Annotated in this window: 15 protein-coding genes and 2 tRNA genes; 1 reads left to right on the forward strand and 16 read right to left on the reverse strand. The window is 65.1% G+C overall.

Features of this window, described 5'->3' with window-relative positions; genetic code table 11:
* Positions 1–6 precede the first annotated feature (6 nt).
* On the forward strand, positions 7–1,566 hold the full coding sequence (locus G370_RS0110555; RefSeq protein WP_019660572.1) for a PepSY-associated TM helix domain-containing protein: 1,560 nt from the start codon (positions 7–9) through the stop codon (positions 1,564–1,566).
* 126 nt (positions 1,567–1,692) lie between these two features.
* Here G370_RS0110555 and G370_RS0110560 read toward each other — a convergent pair whose 3' ends face one another.
* The 16 genes from G370_RS0110560 to nuoI form a co-directional block, all read right to left on the reverse strand.
* On the reverse strand, positions 1,693–2,883 hold the full coding sequence (locus G370_RS0110560) for a glycoside hydrolase family 18 protein (RefSeq protein WP_019660573.1): 1,191 nt from the start codon (positions 2,881–2,883) through the stop codon (positions 1,693–1,695).
* A gap of 281 nt (positions 2,884–3,164) precedes the next feature.
* Entirely contained in the window at positions 3,165–5,273 is a 2,109-nt protein-coding gene (gene pnp, locus G370_RS0110565) for a polyribonucleotide nucleotidyltransferase (RefSeq protein WP_005417884.1), read from the reverse strand.
* 151 nt (positions 5,274–5,424) lie between these two features.
* Entirely contained in the window at positions 5,425–5,685 is a 261-nt protein-coding gene (gene rpsO, locus G370_RS0110570) for a 30S ribosomal protein S15 (RefSeq protein ID WP_005417886.1), read from the reverse strand.
* Between the two features lie 174 nt (positions 5,686–5,859).
* On the reverse strand, positions 5,860–6,768 hold the full coding sequence (truB, locus tag G370_RS0110575) for a tRNA pseudouridine(55) synthase TruB (protein WP_019660574.1): 909 nt from the start codon (positions 6,766–6,768) through the stop codon (positions 5,860–5,862).
* A 107-nt stretch (positions 6,769–6,875) separates the two neighbouring features.
* Positions 6,876–7,259 (reverse strand): 30S ribosome-binding factor RbfA, encoded by a 384-nt coding sequence (rbfA, locus tag G370_RS0110580; RefSeq protein ID WP_019660575.1) that lies wholly within the window; start codon positions 7,257–7,259, stop codon positions 6,876–6,878.
* Positions 7,260–7,424: 165 nt separating this feature from the next.
* Complete coding sequence (gene infB, locus G370_RS0110585; protein WP_019660576.1) at positions 7,425–10,067, reverse strand: translation initiation factor IF-2; 2,643 nt, start codon at positions 10,065–10,067, stop codon at positions 7,425–7,427.
* A 92-nt stretch (positions 10,068–10,159) separates the two neighbouring features.
* On the reverse strand, positions 10,160–11,671 hold the full coding sequence (gene nusA, locus G370_RS0110590; protein ID WP_019660577.1) for a transcription termination factor NusA: 1,512 nt from the start codon (positions 11,669–11,671) through the stop codon (positions 10,160–10,162).
* Between the two features lie 4 nt (positions 11,672–11,675).
* Entirely contained in the window at positions 11,676–12,266 is a 591-nt protein-coding gene (gene rimP, locus G370_RS0110595) for a ribosome maturation factor RimP (RefSeq protein WP_019660578.1), read from the reverse strand.
* Between the two features lie 365 nt (positions 12,267–12,631).
* Positions 12,632–12,708: transfer RNA gene (locus tag G370_RS0110600), tRNA-Met, on the reverse strand.
* 82 nt (positions 12,709–12,790) lie between these two features.
* Positions 12,791–12,867: transfer RNA gene (locus tag G370_RS0110605), tRNA-Met, on the reverse strand.
* A gap of 127 nt (positions 12,868–12,994) precedes the next feature.
* Positions 12,995–14,455: an NADH-quinone oxidoreductase subunit NuoN gene (gene nuoN / locus G370_RS0110610; protein WP_019660579.1), complete on the reverse strand. Its 1,461-nt coding sequence runs from the start codon at positions 14,453–14,455 to the stop codon at positions 12,995–12,997.
* 15 nt (positions 14,456–14,470) lie between these two features.
* A complete protein-coding gene (locus tag G370_RS0110615; protein ID WP_019660580.1) occupies positions 14,471–15,979 on the reverse strand; it encodes an NADH-quinone oxidoreductase subunit M in 1,509 nt (502 codons plus the stop codon).
* Positions 15,980–16,002: 23 nt separating this feature from the next.
* Complete coding sequence (gene nuoL / locus G370_RS0110620) at positions 16,003–18,171, reverse strand: NADH-quinone oxidoreductase subunit L (protein WP_019660581.1); 2,169 nt, start codon at positions 18,169–18,171, stop codon at positions 16,003–16,005.
* A 7-nt stretch (positions 18,172–18,178) separates the two neighbouring features.
* Positions 18,179–18,484: an NADH-quinone oxidoreductase subunit NuoK gene (gene nuoK / locus G370_RS0110625; RefSeq protein WP_005417921.1), complete on the reverse strand. Its 306-nt coding sequence runs from the start codon at positions 18,482–18,484 to the stop codon at positions 18,179–18,181.
* Entirely contained in the window at positions 18,481–19,137 is a 657-nt protein-coding gene (locus tag G370_RS0110630) for an NADH-quinone oxidoreductase subunit J (RefSeq protein WP_019660582.1), read from the reverse strand. The genes nuoK and G370_RS0110630 overlap by 4 nt, the downstream gene beginning before the upstream one ends.
* Before the next feature lie 9 nt (positions 19,138–19,146).
* Positions 19,147–19,635, reverse strand: a complete 489-nt coding sequence (nuoI, locus tag G370_RS0110635) for an NADH-quinone oxidoreductase subunit NuoI (RefSeq protein WP_005410456.1) — start codon at positions 19,633–19,635, stop codon at positions 19,147–19,149.

Below are 19,635 nucleotides of genomic sequence, written 5' to 3' on the forward strand. Positions count from 1 at the left end.
CACGCCATGAAGTTCAGTTCGCAGACCCTGCGCACGTTCACCACCCTGCACACCTGGGTCGGCCTGGTGGCCGGCTTCGGCCTGTTCGTGGCTTTTTACGCAGGCTCGCTGACCCTGTTCCACCATGACCTGCCGCGGTGGCAGACACCGGGCGCCGCCACGGCACTCCCGGCCAGCCTGGATGACGCCCAGTACCTGCTGGAGGACGTGCTGGCGGCGCATCCGGAAGCGCGCCGCCACGTCGGCATGACCTTCCCCGGCACCGAACACCCGCAGCCTCTGGCGTACTGGCAGGCCGATGACGGCAGCTGGCGCTATGCGTGGCCGGGGCAGATCGCCGGCAGCCCCGCGCCGCCGCAGTCCGGACTGGCCGAACTGGTAAACGAACTGCACTACAGTCTCGGCCTGCCGGTGGCCGGCATCTACGTGATGGGCATCGTCAGCCTGCTGTATGGCATGGCGTTGCTGAGCGGCCTGGTGATCCACCTGCCCAGGCTGCTCGGCGACCTGTTCGCACTGCGGCCGGGTCGCAACCTGAAGCAGCTGTGGCAGGACGCGCACAACGTGGTCGGTGTGCTCAGCCTGCCCTTCCACCTGATGTTCGCGGTCACCGGCGCCCTGCTCTGCCTGGTGTTCGTGCAGATGGCCCTGCTCAATCCGCTGATCTACGACGGCAACGCGCTGCAGGCAGTACCGACTGCGATGGACACCGCGCCGGTGCGAAATGCCAGTGGCATCCCGGCACCGCCGGGCAGCCTGCGCGTGCTGCATGCGCGCGCACTTGAAGTGGCCCGCGCACAGGGCGTGGCCAACTTCGAACCGGCCTATCTGAAGCTGGCCAATGGCGGCGATGCCAACGCGACGATCGAGATCACCGGCGAGGCCAGTGGCACCCTCGGCCCGCTTGGTGCCGTGGCATTGGACGTCGCCACCGGCAATCTGCTCGCGTCGCAGCTGCCGGGCCAGCGCGACGCCAACCACGCCACGCTCAGCGCCGCCTACGCGTTGCACTTCGGCGAATTCGGCAATGGCGTGGTGGTCTGGCTGTACTTCCTGCTCGGACTCGGCGGTGCGTTCCTGTTCTACTCCGGCAACCTGCTGTGGATCGAGTCGCGGCGCAAGCGTCGCCAGCCGCAACAGCCACGTGCCGGTGTGAACATGGCGCGGGCCACGGTCGGCGTGTGCATCGGCCTGTGCGTGGCGATCTCCATCACGTTCGGCACCGCACTGGTGCTGGAGCGGCTGGCACCGTCGGCGGTCGACCACGGCATCCGCTGGGCCTGCTTCGGCAGTTGGGCGGCCTGCGCGCTATGGGCCGCGCTGCGCCGCCCGGCGCAGGCGGCACGCGAACTGCTGTGGGCGGCGGCGGTCAGTACCGCGCTGGTGCCGGTGCTGCACGGCGCACTCAATGGTGACTGGCTGTGGCGCGCCGCCGCAGGGGGGCACTGGCCGCTGTTCTGGGTCGATGCCATCGCGCTGGCGATGGCCTTCGGCTTCGCGCGTCTGGCCGTGGCCAGCCAACGCCGCGCCCGCAACGGCGATCCCAACAGCGTCTGGGCCGATTGAGCCTTCGCCGGGCATGGCCCGGTGCTACTGGAAGTCGGCTTGGCATGGGCAACGACGTACACCGCAGTGTGTGTATCAAGTCGGTGACGTTGCGGCATGGGCCCAGCACGACGCGCCACCCGATACTCAATCGCCGATGCGCGCCTTCTGCCAGGGGCCCAGCATGGCATTGAGCAGGCTGGCCTGTTCGTCATCGCCGGTCAGTTCCCACATGAACACCCCGGCCAGGCCCTGCTCACGGGCGAACTGCGCACGCAGCCCGATCGAGCGCGGGTCTTCATAGCTGATGAAGATCTTCTGCGCGGCGTTGTACAGCCACGGGCTCTGCGCCTGCGGCTGCCAGTGTTTCGTCCAACCCGGCTGGTCGAGATAGCGCGCCTTGATCACCCGCCAGTCGCCGGCATCAGCCGGCGCACTGTAGGCCTGGTACAGCCCATCCGGGGCGTCGCCGGTGACCTTGAAGCCGCGCCCGTAGAACGGTACGCCCAGCACCAGCTTCCCGGCCGGCACGCCGTGCTCGCGGTAGAACTCCACCGCGCCGGCCACGTTGTTCCAGCGCCGCAGCTCCGGCGCCAGCGGATCGGCCGGCACTTCATGCAGAGGCGCATTGAAGGTCGACACCGAGGAGAAGCCGGTGCCCATGTCGTAGCTCATCAGGTTGATGAAATCGAACACCTTGGCCAGCGCCGGCAGGTCATAGCTCGCTGCTGGATCGTAGGGGCCATCGGTCTGCAGGCGACCGGCGGCCAGCGCGGCAGTCAGCAGCATCGACTGCCCCGTCCGGCGGCCGCGCGCATCGAGTGCCGCGCGGAAGGCCTGGGCAAGCCGGGTCAGATTGACGCGATCCTGCGGGCGATGCGCCAACTCCTTCGGTCCGCCACTGACCGGGAACTCCCAATCGATGTCCACGCCGTCGAAGCTGCCGGCATGGCGATCGAAGAACAGCGCCACGCACGAATCGACCAAGCGCTTGCGGCTGGCCTCGGTCAGCGCTGCATCGGAGAACCCACCCGCACCCCAGCCACCGATCGAAATCAGCGTGCGCAGGTGCGGATGCGCCTTCTTGAGTTCGGCCAGTGCGGCGAAATTCTTCGGCGCTTCCGCACCGATCGTGCAGCGCCCGTCCTCGATGGTGGAGAACGCATAGAACAGATGCGTCAGGCGCTCGGCTGGAATGCTCGAGACCGGATAGCGTTCGGCCGAGCCGCCCGGGTAGTAGGCGCCGAAGATCGGCGGCTGCGCGGGCGCCGCGTGCGCGGCGGTGGGCAAGACACCGGCAATCAGCACGGCAAGGACGGCCACGGTCTGGCGGAACATGCAGATCTCCCGATTCGAAGGCGCCGCCACGTTAGCAAACCGATGGGGCTGCGGTACGGGTGTCGCGGCATGTTGTCCCATGGACAGGCGCGATCCGTGCAACCGAGACAGAACGATGGCCGCGTGGCGGCCCTCATGCACTGCAGCAGGACATGCAGCGACCTGGATGAGCTTCTCTTCGCAACATCGAGGCAAAGAAAAAGCGGGCCGAAGCCCGCTTTTTCATTTGCGAAAGCGTGAGGACCAACGGTCCTCACCCACCGCACGATCAGCAGTATCGATTATTCGGCGCTGGCGCCTTCGCCTTCTTCGACGGCCTTCATCGACAGGCGGATACGGCCCTGCTTGTCGACTTCCAGCACCTTGACCTTGACCACATCGCCTTCCTTCAGCTTGTCGCCGACCTTCTCGACGCGCTCGCTGGAGATCTGCGACACGTGGACCAGGCCGTCCTTGCCCGGCAGGATGGTGACGAACGCACCGAAGTCCATGATCTTGGCGACCTTGCCTTCGTAGATGCGGCCCGGCTCGACGTCCGAGGTGATCTGCTCGATGCGGGCCTTGGCAGCCTGGGCAGCGATGGCGTTGACCGACGCGATGACGATGGTGCCGTCGTCCTGGATGTCGATCTGGGTGCCGGTTTCCTTGGTGATGGCCTGGATGGTCGAGCCGCCCTTGCCGATCACTTCGCGGATCTTGTCCGGGTGGATCTTGATGGTCAGCAGGCGCGGCGCGTAGTCCGACAGCTCTTCACGCGGAGCGGTCAGGCCGTGGGCCATCTCGCCCAGGATGTGCAGGCGGCCAGCCTTGGCCTGCTGCAGGGCCTGCTTCATGATTTCTTCGGTGATGCCTTCGATCTTGATGTCCATCTGCAGGGCGGAGATGCCCTCAGCGGTACCGGCCACCTTGAAGTCCATGTCGCCCAGGTGATCTTCGTCACCCAGGATGTCGGACAGGACCACGAAACGATCGCCTTCCTTGACCAGACCCATGGCGATACCGGCCACCGGGGCCTTCACCGGCACGCCGGCGTCCATCAGGGCCAGCGACGAGCCGCAGACCGAGGCCATCGACGAGGAACCGTTCGACTCGGTGATTTCCGAAACGACGCGGATGGTGTACGGGAAGGCTTCCAGCGACGGCATGACAGCCAGCACGCCGCGCTTGGCCAGACGACCGTGGCCGATTTCGCGGCGCTTCGGGCCCATCATGCGGCCGCACTCGCCCACCGAGAACGGAGGGAAGTTGTAGTGGAACAGGAAGTTTTCCTTGTACTCACCGGCAACGGCGTCGATGACCTGGCCATCACGGGCGGTGCCCAGGGTGATGGTCACGATGGCCTGGGTTTCGCCGCGGGTGAACAGCGAGGAACCGTGGGTACGCGGCAGCACGCCGGTCTTCACGGTGATCGGGCGGACGGTGTCCAGCGCACGGCCGTCGATGCGGACCTTGGTGTCCAGCACCGAGTCACGCATGGTGCGGTATTCCAGCTCGCCGAATTCCTTCGACAGCTCGGCCGGGTTCCAGCCTTCGGCGGCCACGCGGCCCGCCAGGGCTTCGAACACGTCCTTCTTGATCGCCGAGATGGCGTCGCGGCGCTGCAGCTTGTCACGCACCTGGAAGGCTTCGCCCAGGCGCGGGCCGATGGCTTCCTTCAGGGCGGAGATCAGCGCGTCGTTCTTGGCCGGGGCTTCCCAGGTCGACGGCTTGGTGCCGGCTTCGACGGTCAGCTCGTTGATCGCGTTGATGACCTTCTGCATTTCGCGGTGACCGAAGGTCACGGCGCCCAGCATCACTTCTTCGGACAGCAGCGCGGCTTCGGATTCGACCATCAGCACGGCGTTGGAGGTACCGGCGACGACCAGTTCCAGCTGCGAGTCAGCCAGTTCGCTGACGGTCGGGTTCAGGATGTACTCGCCGTTCTTGTAACCGACCTTGGCAGCGCCGATCGGACCCATGAACGGGGTACCGGCCAGGGCCAGGGCAGCCGAGGCACCGATCAGGGCCGGGATGTCACCGTCCACGTCCGGGTTCAGCGACATCACCGTGGCGATGATCTGCACTTCGTTCTTGTAGTCTTCCGGGAACAGCGGGCGGATCGGACGGTCGATCAGGCGCGAGATCAGCGTTTCCTTCTCGGTCGCACGGCCTTCACGCTTGAAGAAACCACCCGGGATACGGCCGCCGGCGTAGAACTTTTCCTGATAATCGACGGTCAGCGGGAAGAAGTCCTGGCCTTCGCGCGCGCTCTTGGCGGCGACGGCGGTGACCAGCAGTACGGTGTCGTCCATCTTGACGATGACGGCACCGCTGGCCTGGCGGGCGACTTCGCCGGTCTCAAGCGTGACGGTGTGCTTGCCGTACTGGAAGGTTTTGGTGATTTTTGCCACGGAGGGTGTCCTTGGGGATGCTGTCTGCGAATTTGGACCGTCGGCGACCCTTGCCGCCAACGGGTGACCGGATCGTTCCGGCCTGAATCGGGGATTGCGGTACTACAAAACAAAACCGCGGCGCATCGCTGCGCCGCGGGGAATTCGTTGCTTAGCGACGCAGGCCAAGCTTCTCGATCAGGGCCTTGTAACGCTCGACGTCCTTCTTCTTCAGGTAGTCGAGCAGGCTGCGACGGCGGTTGACCATCTGCAGCAGGCCGCGGCGGCTGTGGTGGTCCTTCTTGTGGGTCTTGAAGTGGCCGGTCAGCAGTTCGATGCGGGCGGTCAGCAGGGCCACCTGGACTTCCGGGGAGCCGGTGTCAGCGGCGCTGCGCTTGTTGTCTTCAATGACCTTCTGGGTGTCGATCGACATTTCTTTTTTCTCTGTGATGCGTGGCCGGCAGGAACGCGCTTCGCGCACCGCCAGGCTCGCCGTGGACTACGAGGATGAAACCTGCACGAGGCAGGCTGCCGGAAAACGGCCGCGAAATTGTAACGGCCAGGGGCTTCCGGGACAAGGACCGGGGCTGAACCGCCCTGGCCCCGGTCAGAGGTTGAAACGACGCTGCGGAGCCAGCAGGCCACTGCCATCGACCTGGCCCAGCCCCTGGACAGCATCGCCCGGACCGAACACCGCCACCAGGCCGTGGGGCCAGGACGGGTCGCGCTGGCGCTGGCCGACGCAGAAGCGATGGGTCTGGTCGGCATCGAGATCGACCCGCGGGTATTCAGCCAGGCCGGCCGCCAGCGGCAGCAGCAGCGCATCCATGGCCGCCTCGTCGCCGGCCTCGGCCATCGCCCGCAGCTGGTCCAGGGTGACCATCGCCGGTTCGCGGAACGGCTCCACCCAGAGCCGGCGCAGCGCACTGATGTGTGCGCCACATCCCAGCGCCTCGCCCAGGTCGCGGGCCAGGCTGCGGATGTAGGTGCCCGAACCGCAGGTCACGCGCAGCCGCAAGCGCTCAGGCTGCTGCTCCAGCACGTCGATGGCGTGCACCTGCACCTCGCGTTCCGGCGCCTCGATGACGTCACCACGGCGGGCCTTCACATACAGCGGCTCACCACCCTGCTTCAGTGCCGAATAGACCGGGGCACGCTGGCGGATGTTGCCGGTCAGCGGCGCCAACGCGGCCTGCAGGGCCTCGGCACCGATCGCCGGTACCGGGCGCTGCAGCAGCACCTGGCCCTCGGAATCGTCGGTATCGGTCGTCTGGCCGAGCACGATCTCGGCATCGTAGGCCTTGGCCGACCCCAGCAGCAGCCCAGCGATCTTGGTCGCCTCGCCGAAGCACAGCGGCAGCAGACCGGTGGCCAGCGGGTCGAGGCTGCCGGTGTGGCCGCCCTTCTCGGCACGGAACAGGCGACGGGCCACCTGCAGGGCGGCGTTGGAGCTCATGCCGGTCGACTTGTCGAGCAGCAGGATGCCATCCAGGCGGCGGAACTGAATTCGGGTCATGACAGAATTTTGTAGAGTCGAGCCATGCTCGACTGCCGCAGCGCGGTCTGCATCAGACATCGCGCAGCCGGAATGCAACAACGCCGGGCATGCCCGGCGTCACGCGGTTATTCTTCGTCGCTCTCGCGACGCTTCTCCGCGGCCAGCGTATCGGGCAGGTCGCGCAGGAGGTTGTCGATATGCTCGCCACGATCGACCGAGTCGTCGTAGTGGAAATGCAGCTCCGGCACATGGCGCAGCTTCATCGCCCGGGCCAGGTCCATGCGCAGGCGGTAGCCCAGTTCCTTCAGGCCGGCCACCGCTTCCGCCGAACGCTCCGGCATCAGCGCGGTGACGAAGACCTTGGCATGAGCCATGTCGCGGGTGATTTCCACGTCGGACACGCTCACCGAGGGCAACCCGTGCTCGCGCACGGCGTTGTGCACCAGGGTGCCGAGTTCGCGGCGCAGCTGGGCAGAGACACGGTCGGTTCGATGGAAAGTCTTGGGCACGAGGAGCTCTTGGTTCAGTTGTCGCCCGACCAACGGTCGGGCGCTACCTTTGATTCGATTGTCGCCCGGCCAACGGTCGGGCGCTACATCTACCATGGTACCCGACCGTTGGTCGGGTTCTACATCACGGTAGGGCCCGACCGTTGGTCGGGCCGCCTTGCAGCATTACAGGGTGCGCGGCACTTCGATACGCTCGAAGCACTCGATCTGGTCACCCGGCTTGACGTCGTTGTAGGCCTTCACCGCGATACCGCATTCGGTACCGTTGCGGACTTCCTCGACGTTCTCCTTGAAGCGACGCAGCGATTCCAGCTCGCCCTCGAAGATCACCACGCTGTCGCGCAGCACGCGGATCGGCTTGTTGCGCTTGACCACGCCCTCGATGACCATCGAGCCGGCAACAGCGCCCAGCTTGGAGCTGCGGAAGACGTCGCGGACCTCGGCGATACCGATGATCTCTTCGCGGATCTCCACGCCCAGCAGGCCGGAGGCCACCTGCTTCACCTGATCGATCACGTCATAGATGATCGAGAAGTAACGCAGGTCCACGCCGTTGGATTCGATGATGCGACGGGCCGAAGCATCCGCACGCACGTTGAAGCCGATGACGGTGGCCTTCGAAGCGGCCGCCGAGTTGGCGTCCGACTCGGTGATGCCGCCCACGCCGGAGTGGATCACGTTGATGCGGATGTCGTCGTTGGACAGCGCGACCAGTGCCTGGCTCAGGGCCTGCACCGAACCCTGCACGTCGGCCTTGATGACCAGGTTGAGGACCTGCTGGCCCTCGCCCTTGCCCAGGGTCGCCATGATGTCTTCCATGCGGCTGCCCGCGGTGGCGACCAGGCGCGATTCACGGCGCTTGGTCTCACGCTGCTGGGCAACGTCCTTGGCCAGGCGCTCGTCCTCGACGACCACGAAGTCGTCACCGGCTTCCGGCACGCCGGACAGGCCCAGGACCTGCACCGGGATGGACGGGCCGGCGAACTCCGGCTGCTTGCCGGTTTCGTCGAACAGCGCACGCACGCGGCCGTACTGGATGCCGCACACCAGGTAGTCGCCCTTCTTCAGGCGACCCTGCTGCACCAGCACGGTGGCGACCGGGCCACGGCCCTTGTCCAGCGACGATTCGATCACCACGCCCGAGGCCCGGCCTTCGTCGACCGCCTTCAGTTCCAGCAGTTCGGCCTGGATCGAGATGGCGTCCAGCAGGTCGTCGATGCCCAGGCCGGTCTTGGCCGAGATCTCCACCATCTGGGTGTCACCACCGAAGTCCTCGGCCACGACCTGCTCGGACAGCAGTTCGTTCTTGACCCGCATCGGGTCGGCGTCGGACTTGTCGATCTTGTTGATCGCCACGATCAGCGGCACACCCGCCGAACGGGCGTGCTGGATCGCTTCCTTGGTCTGCGGCATGACGCCGTCATCGGCAGCAACGACCAGCACCACGATGTCGGTCAGCTTGGCGCCGCGCGCACGCATCGAGGTGAACGCCGCGTGGCCCGGGGTATCCAGGAAGCTGATCACGCCCTTGGGCGTATCCACGTGGTAGGCACCGATGTGCTGGGTGATGCCGCCGGCTTCGCCGGTGGCAACCTTGGTGCGGCGGATGTAATCCAGCAGCGAGGTCTTGCCGTGGTCGACGTGGCCCATGATGGTGACCACCGGCGGACGCTGGGTGGCTTCGCCCTGGTTTTCACCGGCCGAGGCCAGCAGCGCGTCTTCGGCGTCGTTGTCGTTGGCACGGATCGCCTTGTGGCCGAGTTCTTCGGTCACCAGCGCGGCGGTGTCATGGTCGATGGACTGGGTGATGGTGGCCATCACGCCCATCTTGAACAGCGCCTTCACCACCTCGCCACCCTTCAGCGCAAGCTTCTGCGCCAGGTCGGCCACGGTAATGGTGTCGCCGATCGCCACTTCACGCACCACCGGTGCGGTCGGACGTTCGAACGCGTGCGGGCCGGCGTTGTTGCCACCACGCGACATGTCGCGACGGCCACCGGCCTGGTTGCGGCCGCCCGGACGACCACGGGTGTTGCTGTTGTTGCTGTTGCCACGACGCGCACGATCGGCCGCAGACAGGTGCATCTGGCCGGCGAAACGATCACCCGGGCCACGCTCGTTGCGCGGCGCGCTGCGGTTGTTGCGGTCGTCGTTGCGCGGCGGCGGCGCACTGCGCGGCGCAGCCGGGGCTGTCGCCGGGGCGCGCGGCGGGCGCGGCGCGGTTTCGTCGATCGGAGCACGCTTGGGCTTGCTGGCAGCCAGCGTCTCGGCCGCCTTGGCGGCAGCCGCAGCTTCCTCGGCGGCCTTCTTCTCGGCCTCGGCGCGTTCCTTGGCGGCGGCCTCTTCCTCGCGGGCACGGACGATGGCTTCGTCGCGCAGACGATCCTTTTCGGCCAGCGCCTGCTGTTCGGCGAGGTTGCGCGCACGCGACTCTTCCAGCTTGCGCAGGATGTCGGCGCGCTCTTCGTCCGGCGTCATGGCGCGAGCACCATCCTTGACGTAGGTACGCTTCTGGCGCACCTCGACATTCACGGTCGTCTTGCTGCGACCGGAACTGACCGTCACTTCCTGCTGTTTCCGGCGGTTGAGCGTGATCTTCTTTGCAGACTGATCCGTCTCTTCCGGGGCCTGCTCGGGCTTGCCGTGCGAACGACGAAGGAAGCCCAGGAGCTTCACCTTCTCGGTACTGGTCACGACCTGGTCGGGACCGCTGAACTTCATGCCGGCACCGGCCAGCTGTTCCAGCAGTTTTTCGACCGGTGTGTTGACCAGTTCGGCAAGCTTGCGGATGGTGGTTTGCTGCGACATTCGGATCCTATGATCTTGTGGGCGCCCCCCCGCATCTGGAGGTGGCGCGGATTCTACGCCCTGAGCGGCTCAGGGCCCTGTTCATTGCCGGCTCATTCGCCGCGTTCCAGTCGGGCGATCTCCTCGGCACGCGCGGCCAGGATCAGCGCCGCAGCGCGCTCCTGGTCCAGCCCTTCAATGCCGAAGTCCATGACCTCGTCGGCGGCTAGGTCGGACAGGTCCTCGCTGGTACGCACGCCGTGGCCGGCCAGCGCATACGCGGTGGCTTCGTCCATGCCCTTCAGGGACAGCAGGTCCTGCGCCGGCTGGCCGTCTTCAAGGCCTTCCTCGACTGCCAGGGCCTCATTGAGCAGCGCATCGCGGGCACGAGCGCGCAGCTCTTCGACGATGTCTTCGTCGAAACCTTCCACGGCCAGCAGTTCGCCGACCGGGACATATGCGATTTCCTCGACGGTGCCGAAGCCTTCGCTGACCAGGATGCCGGCGATCTCTTCGTCCACTTCCAGCTTGTCCATGAACAGCTGGCGTGCGGCGGCCTGCTCGGCCTCGGACTTGGCGGTGACCTGGTCCTGGGTCATCACGTTGAGCTGCCAGCCGGTCAGGCGGCTGGCCAGGCGCACGTTCTGGCCGCCCTTGCCGATCGCCTGGGCGAGACGGTCTTCGGCAACGGCCAGGTCCATCGAGTGCTTGTCTTCATCGACGATGATCGACTGGACTTCGGCCGGCGCCATCGCATTGATGACGAAGTTGGCCGGATTGTCGTTCCACAGCACGATGTCCACGCGCTCGCCGTTGAGCTCGTTGGACACGGCCTGCACGCGCGAACCGCGCATGCCGATGCAGGCACCGATCGGATCGGTGCGCTGGTCGTGGGCCAGCACGGCGATCTTGGCGCGATCGCCCGGATCGCGCGCACAGGCCTTGATTTCCACCAGGCCCTGGCCGACTTCCGGCACTTCCAGCTTGAACAGCTCGATCATGAATTCCGGGGCGGCGCGGCTGATGAACAGCTGCGGACCACGCGGTTCCGAACGGACCTCGGCCAGGTAGCCGCGCACGCGGTCACCGGCGCGCAGCACGTCGCGCGGGATGCCCTTGTCCTTCGGAATGAAGCCTTCGGCGTTGCCACCGAGGTCGACATAGATGTTGCCACGCTCGGCGCGCTTGACCACGCCGGTGATCAACTCACCGACACGATCCTTCCACGCGTCCACGACCTGCTGGCGCTCGGCTTCGCGCACGCGCTGGACGATGACCTGCTTGGCGGCCTGGGCAGCAATGCGGCCGAAGTCCGGGTTCTCGATCTGTTCTTCGATGTAGTCGCCGACCTCGACGCCTTCGGCTTCGTCGACGGCATCCATCAGGCGGATCTGGCGGTCGGGCGACTCCATGACCACATCATCGGCCACCACTTCCCAGCGGCGGAAGGTTTCGTAGCTGCCATCCTTGTGGTCGATGACCACGCGGGTCAGCACTTCCTCGTCGGGATAGCGCTTCTTCGCTGCCGAGGCCAGAGCGGCCTCGATGGCATCGAAGATCACTTCACGCGGCACGCCCTTCTCGTTGGCGACTGCGTCGACTACCAGCAACAGTTCCTTGCTCATTGGCTCACTCCGCGCGCGGCTTCTTTGCCGCCGGCTCGTTGGAAGAAGAATTCGTGTTCGGCTTCGGACGCTTCGGTGCCGGACCGGTCGGCTTGCTCGGGGCCAGCCCCAGCGCCACCCAGTCGGGCATGATCCGTGCCTTGTCGATGTTGTCGGCCGACACCACCACTTCGGCCTTGTCGACGATGAAGGTGATGGTGCCCGCAGCCTCGTCGGTCGCCTCGATACGCCCCTGCAGGCGACGACGGTTGTCCTGCGGCAGCTTCAGCGTGACCTTGGCCGATTCACCCTGGTGGCGAGCGAACTGCTCCAGGTTGAACAACGGGCGATCCACGCCCGGCGAGGACACTTCCAGCGTGTAATTGCCGCTGATCGGGTCTTCGACGTCCAGCTGCGCCGACACTTCGCGGCTGACCCGCTCACAGTCGTCGACATTGATGATGCGCTCGGGCTGTTCAGCCAGTGGCACGTCGATGTAAAGGCGCAGGGTCGCACCGCCGGGGGCCGGCAGATACTCAACGCCCAGCAGCTCCAGGCCCAGCGACACAACGGTCGGGGCGAGCAGATTCGCGATGTCGGTTGCCTTGTCGCTCACAGCCTGCCTTGATCTCTTGGTTGGGTGCCGGCCTTGGCCAGCGTGAAAACATGACGCCCCGGAAACGACAAAGGGCCCGCTGGGCCCCTTTTCCGGAAAGACTCCGGTGACTGGATTCCGGTTGCAACCTGCATTGCCTGCCGGTCGCGGCCCTCCTTCCGGATCCGGACTCCCGCTGGGAGGCCGCCTTCAGGGGTACTGCTAGGCCGCTGATGATAGCGGCTGCACCGCGCTGGTGCAAGGTGCGGGCCTGGGGGCAGCCCCTTTTCCGCACCGGCAGTTCGGGCATGGCTCGACTCTACAGAAACGGGCCAGCCCAAAGAAAAACGCCTTCGAAGGAGGACTTCGAAGGCGATCTCTTTACTTGGTAGCGGGGGCAGGATTTGAACCTGCGACCTTCGGGTTATGAGCCCGACGAGCTGCCAGACTGCTCCACCCCGCATCAGGAGCGGAATTATGAGCGATTGCTTCGAAACATGCAAGCTTTCCCTCATTCATCAAATCGGTTGGCGCCGATCCGACGTTGGTAGCGGGGGCAGGATTTGAACCTGCGACCTTCGGGTTATGAGCCCGACGAGCTGCCAGACTGCTCCACCCCGCACCGGAAGTGTTTGAACTGCTGCCGCGCTCTTTCGAGGACGGCTACCGCAACGATGTTCTGGCTGAACCGCTGCAGTGACAACTCAGGCTGCGCATATTACACGAATCGCGCAGCTTTGTGTCAATTTTTATGCAAGATGCGCAAATGCCTGCTGGCACCAGACCATGATCGGGTTCCAGGCAAGGCCCAGCGCCAGCAGTGCCAGCGCGTTCACGCCCAGCACCAGGCCCAGCACGCGGTCGTTGCTGCGCGGCATGGCCTCGCCCACCGGCTCATCGAAGTACATGACCTTGATGACGCGCAGGTAGTAGAAGCAGCCCACCACGGCGCACAGCACGCCAAGGATGGCCAGCCACAGCAGGCCGCCGTTGACGGCCGCGCCCAGCACCGCCAGCTTGGTCCAGAACCCCAGGAACGGCGGGATGCCGGCCAGCGACGCCATGATGCACAGCACCAGGCCGGCCATCCACGGATTGCGGGCGTTGAGCCCCTTGAAGTCCTCGATGTTCTCGGCTTCGAAACCGGCGCGCGACAGGGCGATGATCGCACCGAAGGCAGCGGTCGACATGATGGCGTAGGCCAGTGCGTAGAACAGCGCGGCGGCATAGCCCTGCGCGCCGCCACCGGCGATGCCCATCAGCAGGAAGCCGATGTGCGAGACGGTGGAGAACGCCAGCATTCGCTTGAGGTTGCTCTGCGCGATGGCCATCAGGTTGCCGATGACCAGCGAGACTGCGGCCAGGCCGGCAATGAGCAGCTGCAGCTCGGTCGACAGCGGCCCCACGCCCATTTCCAGCAGGCGGTAGGCCATGCCGAAGGCCGCCAGCTTCGGCGCCGAGCTGATGAACAGCGCGATCGGTGCCGGGGCACCCTGGTAGACGTCCGGCAGCCACATGTGGAACGGCGCGGCGCCCAGCTTGAAGGCGACGCCGGCGATCATGAACACCGCACCGGTGATCAGCAGCACGCGCTCTTCCGAGTGCGGGATGGCATCGCGGATGACGTCCAGGTGCAGGCTGCCGGTGGCGCCGTAGATCAGCGACATGCCGTACAGCAGCAGGCCCGAGGCCAGCGAGCCCAGCACGATGTACTTCATCGCCGCTTCCGAGGCCAGGCCGTTTTCACGGTTGCTGGCGACCAGGGCGTAGGAGCACAGCGCCAGCAGCTCCAGGCCCAGGTAGACCATCAGCAGGCTGCCGGCCGAGACCAGGATCATCATGCCGGCGGTACCGAACAGGATCAGCACCGGGATCTCGCCCTGGAACAGGTTGCGGTCACGCAGGTAGCGCCAGCCGTAGATCAGGGTCAGGCCGCTGAGCAGCACGATCCCGGTCTTCATCACGTCCGCGGCGGTATCGCGCACGAACATGCCATGGAAGACCTCCCCCTGCCCGCCCACGCCGGTGGCCAGCATGAACAGCACCACGGCCAGCGCAGCGAGCGCGAACAGGTGGGTGACGATCTTGTTCCGGTTGCTGACGAACAGGTCGAGGATCATCAGGGCGAAGGCGCTGCCGATCAGCACCAGCTCGGGAGCGAGCGGTGGCAGGTCAGCGGCGGTCAATGGCAGCAGCGGCGAGGTGGTCATCATCAAATCCTGGAATTACAGCAGCTTGCTGGATGCGATCTGCATCGCCAGCTTCGCGATCGAGGGCTCCATCAGGTCGGTCAGCGGCTTGGGGTAGATGCCCAGGGCCAGCACGCCGATGGCGAACACGCCCAGCACCAGCCATTCGCGGCCGTTGATGTCCTTCAGTTCGGCCACATGGCTGTTGGCCACTTCGCCGAAGAAGATGCGCTTGTACAGCCACAGGGTGTAGGCGGCGCCGATGATCAGGGTGGTGGCCGCGCCCAGGGCGATCCACGGATTACGCTGGAAGGCCGAGAGGATGACCATGAACTCGCCGACGAAACCGCTGGTACCCGGCAGGCCAGCATTGGCCATGAAGAACAGCATGGCGAAGGTGGCGAACCACGGCATCACGTTGACCACGCCGCCGTAATCGGCGATGCGGCGGCTGTGCATGCGGTCGTACAGCACGCCGACGCAGGAGAACATGGCGCCGGACACGAAGCCGTGCGAGATCATCTGCACCATGGCGCCCTGCAGGCCCAGGCGGGCGGCATCGGCGTTGCCGGCTTCACGCACCAGCCACAGGGCGATGAAGGTGCCGAGGGTGACAAAGCCCATGTGCGCGATCGACGAGTAGGCGATCAGCTTCTTCATGTCGTCCTGCACCAGGGCGACCAGGCCGACATAGATCACTGCGATCAGCGACAACGCGATCACCAGCCAGGCCCATTCCTGCGACGCGTCCGGAACGATCGGCAGGTTGAAGCGCAGGAAGCCGTAGCCACCGATCTTCAGGGCGATCGCGGCCAGGATCACCGAACCGGCGGTCGGCGCTTCCACGTGGGCATCCGGCAGCCAGGTGTGGACCGGGAACATCGGCACCTTGACCGCGAAGGCGATCAGGAAGGCGAAGAAGATCCAGGTCTGTTCTTTGGCCGACAGCGGCAGTGCGTACAGGTCGGCCAGCTGGAAGCTGCCGCCCTTCATGTACAGGTAGATCAGCGCCACCAGCATCAGCACCGAGCCGAGGAAGGTGTACAGGAAGAACTTCAGCGCGGCGTAGATGCGGCGCGGGCCGCCCCAGACACCGATGATCAGGAACATCGGAATCAGCATCGCTTCGAAGAACACGTAGAACAGCATCGCGTCCGTCGCAGCAAAGATGCCCACGGTGACGCCTTCCAGGATAAGGAAGGCCGCCACGTACTGGTTCACGCGCTTGTCGATGGCGCTCCACGCGCCGATCAGGGCAAGCACGCTGACCAGGGTGGTCAGCAGGATCAGCGCCACGGCAATGCCGTCCACGCCCAGGTTGTAGCCGATCTTGTACGCCGGGATCCAGGCGTGGGTCTCGACGAACTGCAGACCGTCGACGCCCGCGTTGTAGCCGCTCAGCAGCGAGAGGCTCGCCACGAACGTCAGCACCGCTACGCCCAGCGACGCCCAGCGGGCGGTCTGCGCATCACGGATCGCAAGAATCAGGGCACCACCGATGATCGGCAGCCAGATGAGGACACTGAGTAGAGGCCAGTTCGACACGTCTTCTTATTCCGTACAGGTCATCAACGCAGGTAATGCATCAGCACGCCCAGCAGGGCAATCAGGCCGATGATCATCGCGAAGGCGTAGTGATAGAGGAAACCGGATTGGGTACGACGCAGCACGCCGGCTGCGACGTCCACAACACGTGCCGAGAGATTGACCACGCCGTCGACGATGTTGCTGTCGATCCAGCGCGAGACCTTGCCCAGCTTGACGCTGCCACCGGCAAAGCCATCGATCCACAGCTTGTCGAAGCCGTACTTGTTTTCCAGCACCGACACCAGCGGAGCGAAGGTCTTGCGGGCCTTGCCCGACAGGTCCGGCTTCCACAGGTAGAACAGTGCGGCCAGCAGGAAGCCCGCAACGGTCAGCACGAACGCCGGCGCCATCATGCCGTGCAGCGCGAACGCGACCGGGCCATGGAACTCCTCGCCCAGGAAGCCGATGGTGTTCTTGGCCGGATCGTAGAAGTCCACGATGCCGGTGAAGAACGTATGCGCCTGTCCCTTGATGGCGTCGTGCGCGTGGTGGCCGGCCCAGTCGGTGCCATACAGCATCGGACCGATGCTGAAGAAGCCGATGGCGATCGAAGGGATGGCCAGCAGGATCAGCGGCAGGGTCACCACCCACGGGGTTTCGTGCGGCTCATGAGGACCGTGGCCATGCCCGTGGTCGTCGTGATGCGCATCGCCGTGGTGGGCATCGGCGGCATGGTGCTCGTCATGGCCATGGCCATGCGCGTGGTCATCATGCGTGTCGCGGAATCGTTCCTTGCCATGGAAGGTCAGGAACAGCAGGCGGAAGCTGTAGAAGCTGGTGACGATCACGCCGCCCAGTACGGCCCAGTAGCCGTAGGTGGCCACCCAGTTGTTGGACAGGTGCGCGTGCAGCTCGGCCGCCTCGATGATGGTGTCCTTCGAGTAGAAGCCGGAGAAGAACGGCGTACCCACCAGCGCCAGGGTACCGATCCACATGGTGATGAAGGTGATCGGCATGTACTTGCGCAGGCCGCCCATCTTGCGCATGTCCTGCTCGTGGTGCATCGCGATGATGACCGAGCCGGCGCCCAGGAACAGCAGGGCCTTGAAGAAGGCGTGGGTCATCAGGTGGAACACGGCGGCCGAATAGGCCGACACGCCCAGTGCAACCGTCATGTAGCCCAGCTGGGACAGCGTGGAATACGCGACGACGCGCTTGATGTCGTTCTGCACGATGCCGATCAGGCCGGTGAAGAACGCGGTGGTGGCACCGATGAACAGCACGAAGTTCAGCGCGGTCTGCGACAGCTCGAACAGCGGTGACATGCGGGTGACCATGAAGATACCGGCTGTCACCATCGTCGCGGCGTGGATCAGTGCCGAGATCGGGGTCGGGCCTTCCATCGAGTCCGGCAGCCACACATGCAGCGGGACCTGGGCCGACTTGCCCATGGCACCAATGAACAGGCAGATGCAGATGACGGTGGCGATCGACCAGATCACCGGCTCGTTCAGCAGCTGCATGCCCAGGATGGTGCCGTCCCAGATCTGCAGCTGGGCGCGCGGGTCAGCCAGCATGCCGGCCTGCGAGAACACCTGCGAGTAGTCCAGGGTGCCGAACACCCACAGCACGCCGGCGATGCCCAGCAGGAAGCCGAAGTCACCGACGCGGTTGACCAGGAACGCCTTCATGTTGGCGAAGATCGCGGTCGGGCGCTTGAACCAGAAGCCGATCAGCAGGTACGACACCAGGCCCACCGCTTCCCAGCCGAAGAACAGCTGCAGGAAATTGTTGCTCATCACCAGGGTGAGCATCGAGAAGGTGAACAGCGAGATGTAGCTGAAGAACCGCTGGTAGCCCGGGTCGTCCTGCATGTAGCCGATCGTGTAGATGTGGACCAGCAGCGACACGAAGGTCACCACTACCATCATCATCGCGGTCAGCTTGTCGACCATGAAGCCGACGTGCGCCGAATACTGGCCGACTTCAAAGAACGTGTAGATGTTCTGGTTGAACGGCTGCGCGCCGCCCCACATCAACTGGTAGAACGTGTACATCGACAGGCCGCAGGCCACCGCGACGCCGAGGATGGTGATGGTCTGCGCGCCGAAGCGCTTGACCTGGCGACCGAACAGGCCGGCGATGATGCTGCCGAACAGCGGTGCGAGCACCACTGCGATCAACAGACTCTTGGAGAGAGTGATTTCCATCTGTGGATCAGCCCTTCAACGAATCGACTTCGCCGACATTGATCGTGCGGCGGGTACGGAACAGGGTCACCAGGATCGCCAGGCCGATGGCGGCTTCCGCGGCGGCGACGGTCAGGATGAAGAACACGAACAGCTGGCCGGACGGATCGCCCAGCTGGCGCGAGAAGCCGACGAAGTTGATGTTCACCGACAGCAGCATCAGTTCGATCGACATCAGCAGGACGATGACGTTCTTCCGGTTGAGGAAGATGCCGGCCAGGCTGATGGCGAACAGCACCGCGCCAAGCGCAAGGATGTGGCCAAGGGTAATCACGGCTGGGTCTCCTCGCCGGTGGCCGGCTTGCTGTTGCTGTGCACGACCGGGGCCTCGGCACCCATCTTGACCATGCGCAGACGCTGGCCGGCCTTGACCATGGTCTGCTCACCCGGGTTCTGGCTCTTGACGCCGGTGCGGCGACGCAGGGTCAGCATCACGGCAGCAACCACGGCCACGGTCAGGATGACGGCGGCGAACTCGAACGGAAGCAGGTACTCGGTGAACAACGTGCGCGCCAGCCAGGTGATGTTGGACGTGTCGGCGGCGACCGCAGCGGCGTTGTCGGCCGGGAACGGCGTGGCCGAACGCGCCTTGACGCCGATCAGGATCAGCATCTGCACCAGCATCGCGACGGCGACGATGAGGCCGACCGGCAGGTAGCGCACCCAGCCCTCACGCAGCTTGGTGGGATCGATGTCCAGCATCATCACCACGAACAGGAACAGCACCATCACCGCGCCGACGTAGACCAGCACCAGCGCCACACCGAGGAACTCGGCGCCCACCAGCAGCCACACGCAGGCAATGGAGAAGAAGGTCAGCACCAGGCAGAGCACGGCGTGAACCGGGTTGCGCACGCTGATCACCGCACCGGCCGAAACCGTTGCCGCGATGGCGAACACCCAGAAAGCGATATTTACCCAATCCATCTCTCGACCTCAGCGGTAAGCGGCATCGGCGGCACGACGCTCGGCGATCTCGTTTTCGAGACGGTCGCCCAGGGCCAGCAGCTGCGGCTTGGTAACGATGTTTTCGCCACGATTCTCGAAGTGGTACTCGAGGATGTGGGTTTCGACGATCGAGTCCACCGGGCAGCTTTCCTCGCAGAAGCCGCAGAAGATGCACTTGAACAGGTCGATGTCGTAGCGCGTGGTGCGGCGGGTTCCGTCCTCGCGCTTGGCCGAGTCGATGGTGATGGCCAGCGCCGGGCACACCGCTTCGCACAGCTTGCAGGCAATGCAGCGCTCTTCGCCGTTGGGGTAACGGCGCAGCGCGTGCAGGCCACGGAAGCGCGGCGACTGCGGGAACTTCTCCATCGGGTACATCATCGTGTACTTCGGCTTGAAGCTGTACTTCAGCGTCAGCCAGAGGCCCGCCAGCAGTTCGAGCAGCAGCAGGCTCTTGAAGTAATGGGTAATCCTGTTCAT

The organism is Stenotrophomonas hibiscicola ATCC 19867, assembly GCF_000382065.1.
In the GTDB taxonomy this organism is placed as follows: domain Bacteria; phylum Pseudomonadota; class Gammaproteobacteria; order Xanthomonadales; family Xanthomonadaceae; genus Stenotrophomonas; species Stenotrophomonas hibiscicola.

Bases quoted from the DNA above. Each gene is read 5' to 3' on its own strand.
- G370_RS0110555 (WP_019660572.1), top strand. From the start codon at position 7: ATGAAGTTCAGTTCGCAGACCCTGCGCACGTTCACCACCCTGCACACC.
- G370_RS0110560 (WP_019660573.1), bottom strand. From the start codon at position 2,883: ATGTTCCGCCAGACCGTGGCCGTCCTTGCCGTGCTGATTGCCGGTGTC.
- rpsO (WP_005417886.1), bottom strand. From the start codon at position 5,685: ATGTCGATCGACACCCAGAAGGTCATTGAAGACAACAAGCGCAGCGCC.
- truB (WP_019660574.1), bottom strand. From the start codon at position 6,768: ATGACCCGAATTCAGTTCCGCCGCCTGGATGGCATCCTGCTGCTCGAC.
- infB (WP_019660576.1), bottom strand. From the start codon at position 10,067: ATGTCGCAGCAAACCACCATCCGCAAGCTTGCCGAACTGGTCAACACA.
- nusA (WP_019660577.1), bottom strand. From the start codon at position 11,671: ATGAGCAAGGAACTGTTGCTGGTAGTCGACGCAGTCGCCAACGAGAAG.
- nuoN (WP_019660579.1), bottom strand. From the start codon at position 14,455: ATGACCACCTCGCCGCTGCTGCCATTGACCGCCGCTGACCTGCCACCG.
- nuoL (WP_019660581.1), bottom strand. From the start codon at position 18,171: ATGGAAATCACTCTCTCCAAGAGTCTGTTGATCGCAGTGGTGCTCGCA.
- G370_RS0110630 (WP_019660582.1), bottom strand. From the start codon at position 19,137: ATGGATTGGGTAAATATCGCTTTCTGGGTGTTCGCCATCGCGGCAACG.
- nuoI (WP_005410456.1), bottom strand. From the start codon at position 19,635: ATGAACAGGATTACCCATTACTTCAAGAGCCTGCTGCTGCTCGAACTG.